The organism is Eubacterium sp. CAG:156 (genome assembly GCF_000434315.1).
Classification (GTDB): domain Bacteria; phylum Bacillota; class Clostridia; order Lachnospirales; family Lachnospiraceae; genus Eubacterium_U; species Eubacterium_U album.
The window spans coordinates 1-4,933 of record NZ_FR878153.1 but is presented as its reverse complement, the minus strand read 5'-3'; the positions used below and the strand labels follow the sequence as shown (position 1 = coordinate 4,933).

6 protein-coding genes and 2 pseudogenes are annotated in these 4,933 nt (G+C 29.4%); 6 read left to right on the top strand and 2 right to left on the bottom strand.

Going from position 1 to position 4,933, the window contains the following annotated elements; genetic code table 11:
- Nucleotides 1–70 precede the first annotated feature (70 nt).
- From ABMA45_RS05005 to ABMA45_RS04995, 3 genes are all read left to right on the top strand, one after another.
- The gene (locus ABMA45_RS05005) at nucleotides 71–556 is read left to right on the top strand and encodes a DUF6548 family protein (protein WP_022088790.1); all 486 of its coding nucleotides are present in this window, start codon (nucleotides 71–73) and stop codon (nucleotides 554–556) included.
- 96 nt (nucleotides 557–652) lie between these two features.
- Complete coding sequence (locus ABMA45_RS05000; protein ID WP_022088789.1) at nucleotides 653–1,027, top strand: DUF4186 domain-containing protein; 375 nt, start codon at nucleotides 653–655, stop codon at nucleotides 1,025–1,027.
- Between the two features lie 17 nt (nucleotides 1,028–1,044).
- Nucleotides 1,045–1,233 carry a hypothetical protein gene (locus tag ABMA45_RS04995; protein ID WP_022088788.1) on the top strand — a complete coding sequence of 63 codons (189 nt, stop codon included), beginning with the start codon at nucleotides 1,045–1,047 and terminating at the stop codon, nucleotides 1,231–1,233.
- 146 nt (nucleotides 1,234–1,379) lie between these two features.
- Here ABMA45_RS04995 and ABMA45_RS04990 read toward each other — a convergent pair whose 3' ends face one another.
- Together ABMA45_RS04990 and ABMA45_RS04985 are read right to left on the bottom strand one after the other, a co-directional pair.
- Nucleotides 1,380–2,453 (bottom strand): DUF4179 domain-containing protein, encoded by a 1,074-nt coding sequence (locus tag ABMA45_RS04990; protein ID WP_022088787.1) that lies wholly within the window; start codon nucleotides 2,451–2,453, stop codon nucleotides 1,380–1,382.
- Nucleotides 2,443–2,928, bottom strand: coding sequence for an RNA polymerase sigma factor (locus ABMA45_RS04985; protein ID WP_022088786.1), 486 nt, complete (start codon nucleotides 2,926–2,928; stop codon nucleotides 2,443–2,445). The genes ABMA45_RS04990 and ABMA45_RS04985 overlap by 11 nt, the downstream gene beginning before the upstream one ends.
- A 696-nt stretch (nucleotides 2,929–3,624) precedes the next feature.
- Between ABMA45_RS04985 and ABMA45_RS04980 the strand changes: the two genes are divergently transcribed.
- The 3 genes and pseudogenes from ABMA45_RS04980 to ABMA45_RS04970 form a co-directional block, all read left to right on the top strand.
- The gene (locus ABMA45_RS04980; protein WP_022088785.1) at nucleotides 3,625–4,122 is read left to right on the top strand and encodes an NUDIX hydrolase; all 498 of its coding nucleotides are present in this window, start codon (nucleotides 3,625–3,627) and stop codon (nucleotides 4,120–4,122) included.
- Nucleotides 4,123–4,179: 57 nt separating this feature from the next.
- Nucleotides 4,180–4,602 (top strand): annotated as a pseudogene (locus ABMA45_RS04975) (dihydrofolate reductase); the annotation flags it as partial.
- Between the two features lie 223 nt (nucleotides 4,603–4,825).
- Nucleotides 4,826–4,933 (top strand): annotated as a pseudogene (locus ABMA45_RS04970) (peptidase S51); the annotation flags it as partial.

Sequence of the window (4,933 nt, the reverse complement as noted above, 5' to 3'; positions counted from 1 at the left end):
TTTGAAGTAATAAAATCCTATTTGAATTAATCGTTTATTTTATATTAATCAAATATAGGAGCATAAAAATATGAATAATATTGAAATTATATTTTTTGAAGAATACAAAAAATTAGATAATTTATGTAAAGATTTACTGGGAAGCAATCAAGGAATTACGCAGTATGTAAATGAAATGGAACAAATACCATTTGAGAAAAGCAAACTTGTTGAGTCATGGCAATACGATTATAAAATGCTTAAGCATATAAGATGGATACGTAATAATATAGCTCATAATAATGGAGATTCAGAATGTAGCGAAAGTGATGTACAATATGTAAAAAATTTTTATCAAAGAATAATTAATAGAACAGATTCATTTTCATTAATAAATGTTGAAATTAGAAAAGCAGAAGACAATCAAGCTAGTAAAAATATTACAAATGAAAATGTGGATAATGTTGTAAGTAGAGATAATAGTAATAATGTATTTATAGGAATAACAATGATTGCATTAATAATTATTTTGGTAATATTTGTTTTGATGATACATTATTTTATGATAAATGATTAAAACTAAAAACTGCATATATAATTTTCACGTGTTAAAAAAGATAAATGAATATATGCAGTTAATAATTAGAAGAATTTGTATAAATGGAGTTCGAAAATGACAAAGGAAGAATGGTACAAACAACTATTTAGCAGACTTAATAATTCAAAATTTCGCAGTAGTTTTCATTTAAAACAAAAGGATATTGATTACATAAATGAAAAGGGAATGGAAACTATAAGGGAACATGCAAGAGAATTTATTTTTAAAAGAGAAGCTCCTGCATTTATTCCAAATGACGGAAAGCAAACTCCAACAAAAGGACATCCGGTGTTTGTTGCTCAGCATGCAACAGCTACATGTTGCAGAGAGTGTATCAGAAAGTGGCATAAAATTCAGCCGGGAAAAGAATTAAGCAGAATTCAGCAGGATTATTTGGTAGATGTAATTATGACATGGATTCAGAGTGAAGTGGACAGGTACAATAATTGAAGGAACGGAGTAATAAAATGTGGAAAATTAAGCATATATTTGATGGCGATTATGGATGTGAAGAACGTTCTGAAAGTGAAAAGCCAAAGGTGACAGTTACACTTGTAAATGAAAATAATGAGAAAAAAATCATATCAGTAGAAGACAAGTGGCTTATGGATAATAACTTAGATGAAGGCGACGAATGGCCTGAAAATTTGTTGTAATAAATTGTTTGAAATTTGAGAATATTAAAAAGAAAGTCACCGGTCAATTGAATATGCATCCAATCAAGTAAGTAGGGTGCGTATCACAATTACCGGTGCTGTTAATTATATTTAAATATTTGATTTACAGAAAAACTTTCACGCTTTTAGTTTGTCATATCAAATGTGTTATTTCCCGGAAGAGTTATTGACTTAATATCATCAAGATTTCCAATAACTCCTGTGAATACAGTATATTTAGAACGTTTGCTGCCATTTTCTACAGAATCAATCTGAGAAATAACTTTAGGCGAGGTTTCTTTACCTTTAATATTTAATGTTGCAATACCGGTATTAAGTTCATCTATTACATCTATCAATGGTAAAGTGTTTTTTTCACCCTTATGGTATGAATAGTAGATTGTGTATTCAATAGGTGTGATAATTATTTCATTAATATAAACCTTTTTGTTGTTATATTTTTCGCCTAAATCAATTTCCCTATTAAATGTTTTTCTAAGTTCTTCAGTACCATGTTTTAAATCCCAGGATATTTTCCAATTGCCATTTACAAAAGTTTCATCTTCAGAATAAACTGTATGACCTGTAGCATAAAAAGATTTTATTTGCATAGTAATATTTTCAAAATCTAAATCACGTTCATTATCAACATCAAAACCGTAAGTGTAACTTGTATCATCTGATTTATAATGATTAGCATATCCTGTTGCCCATGACAGACCAACTTGTTTACCATTAGATTTTGTACAATAAAAATCAACGTCCATAAAGACATCAACCAAATCATAGCCCATATCTTCTACAGTTTTTTCCCATTTTCCATAATCAACCTTAAAATAAACGTATGCAATATTATTGTCAGCTACAGTTTCCACAAGTTCGACGGAAATACCTTTATCTTCACACTTAATGTTTTTTAAATTTGAATCAGTATAAATAGTGTCATATCCGTTTTTAATAAGATATTGTTCATGTGTTTCTTTCTCTGTAGTTTTAATAACCTTATTTTTAACGTGTGAATCCATATGTAAAATATAGTTAATTGCATAAACACTGCCATTTGATAATAAAATACAGGCTAGTGCAATAGAAGCAACTTTAAGTAATCGCGGATAAGAATGTTTCTTTTTTGTATCCTTAACAGAATTTAATATTTTGTTGTCGATTTTTTCAGATGTTTTAATTTCATCATATACTTTTTTATATTCATTAACATCCATACTGTTTATCCTCCTCTAAATTCATTTTTAAGAGCTCACGTCCTCTTTTTAATCTCATTTTAATTGCTGATTCTTTACAGCCAAGTATTTCACCAATTTGCTTACAGGAATATCCTTCGTAATAATGCAGATACATTGGAGCTTTACATTTGTCAGGGAGGTTTAGAACCATTTGCAGTAAATCATTATATTCTGAAGAAAATGATTCTCCCGGTAAGTCTTCATGATTAAAAATATCTCTTTTCTTATTCCAAAATAATTTCAGGTGATTTTTGGAGAGATTAATTGAAATTCTAATGAGCCATCTTTTTTCATGTTCATCTGTTTCAAAAGCTTTGTTACTACAATAAAGTTTTGTAAAAACCTCCTGCAAAATATCTTCAGCGTCATTTGGATTTTTTACATATGTGAAGATTATTCTGAAAAGAAGATCCTTGTACTTGTAGTATTTCTCTTCGAATTGCTGAGTACTCATAATTTGAATTGTTTCTCCTTTCACCTTATATACAGTCGGGAAGCGGTAATGGTCAATTTTTAAATAATAGAAAATTTAAATAATAGTTAAATAATAAAACTTAAGCTTAAATAATATAACACATATATTTTACGCGAAAAAGAAGATTACTAGGGAAATAAATTGCTATTGAAAGTGAGCGATGGTAATATATTATGTAAAATAAAAATCATACTTATATAAACATGATGGCTTTATACGATTAGAAAATTAAAAGAAAATCTTATGATTTGGAATAAATAGTAGAATGTCGGTTTGTAAAGGATAATTTTGGGTTGCTTTATCCGATGACAGAGTAATTGGTACAATCGGACTCATGTTGAAGGAGAAAAATTGTACTGTTTTGAAAAAATTTTTTGTAGAGAAGGCGTTTCGTTCACAGAAAGTAGGACTTTCATTATACAATGAACTTTTGAAGTATGCTAACAGCAAAGGTATTGAGCATATAATTTTGGATACACCTGCGGTTGCTCATATCTCACATAGGTTTTATGAAAAAGCTGGTTTTAAAAGAATTAATTCAGAAGAACTACCAGTACCATATTCCTATCCGGACAGGGATAGCATACTATATCTGTTGAATCTATAAAGTTATGTTTATAAGTATTTTGTCAAATCAAAAACTATACACAATTATAAGATTAGAGGAGAAAGAATATGCAGGATTGTGGATTTACAAGAGAAAATAAATGGTTTAGATATCGTGCAGCAGCAATAATAATTGAAGAAGGTTGTGTGCTATTTGCAGGAAATGAAATAGACGATTATTATTACTCAATCGGTGGTGGAGTTCATGTTGGAGAAACATCTGAGCAGGCAGTAAAAAGAGAAGTGCTTGAGGAAACAGGTGTAGAATATGAAATTGAACGCCTTGCAGTTATTCACGAAAATTTCTTCAATGAAAATCAGGGAACTTTAAAAGGAATGGATTGCCATGAAATATCAATGTACTATTTGATGAAGCCTAGAGGAACAAAACAGCTTAATAGTGATAGTTATAGCCAGGGAGTAAGAGAAACAATGCATTGGATACCAATAAAAGATTTGGATAAATACAAAGCATTTCCAACTTTTCTAAAGGAATATCTTAGTAAGGAACATTCAGGAATAGAGCATATAATTACGGATGAAACAAAAACTGGATTATTATATTGAAAAGGTAAACCAGGGAAATTAGTCTCGTAAAAACTTTTATATAAGGAGAAAATTTATATGATAGGTTTAATAGTAGCCCGTTCAAAAAATAATGTTATTGGAAAAAATGGAAAAATTCCGTGGAAAATAAAGGGAGAACAAAAACAATTCAAGGAACTTACAACAGGAAATGTTGTAATAATGGGACGAAATTCATACGATGAAATTGGTCGCCCGCTTCCAAATAGAGAAACGATAGTTATTTCGAATACTAAAAAATATATAGGTGAAAATCTTCATACAGCATCTAGTGTAAAAGAGGCTATAGAATTTGCAAAAGGAAAAGATGTATATATAGCCGGTGGCTATGGAGTATACAAAGAAGCCATACCACTAGTGGACGTAATGTACATTACTGAGATTAATATAAATGTAGAGCAAGGGGATGTCTTTTTCCCAGAATTTGATGACAATAATTTTAATATATCTATTGTAGAAACATCTGAAAATAATGAACTGTTTATAAGAAAAATTTATAGAAGAAAGAATAAGCAATAGTAATTTCCAGTTTTATTAACGATAATAAGGAATTAGACGGGTAAATTTTAAAATGTTAGAAGAGATGGAAAATATTAAATATGGAAATTTAGAAACTGCAATGTATTATTGTGAGAGAAATAAAATAGGGAAATGGATAAATCGAAGTTTATAAAGGAGAATATTGATGAAACTATTTTTATGTTCGCATTTTTCAAGTGTAGGAAGTCTGATAAAGGAAGAAATTGAAAATAAGAAAGTCGCATTTATTCCAACAGCTTCGCTGCGTGAAGGC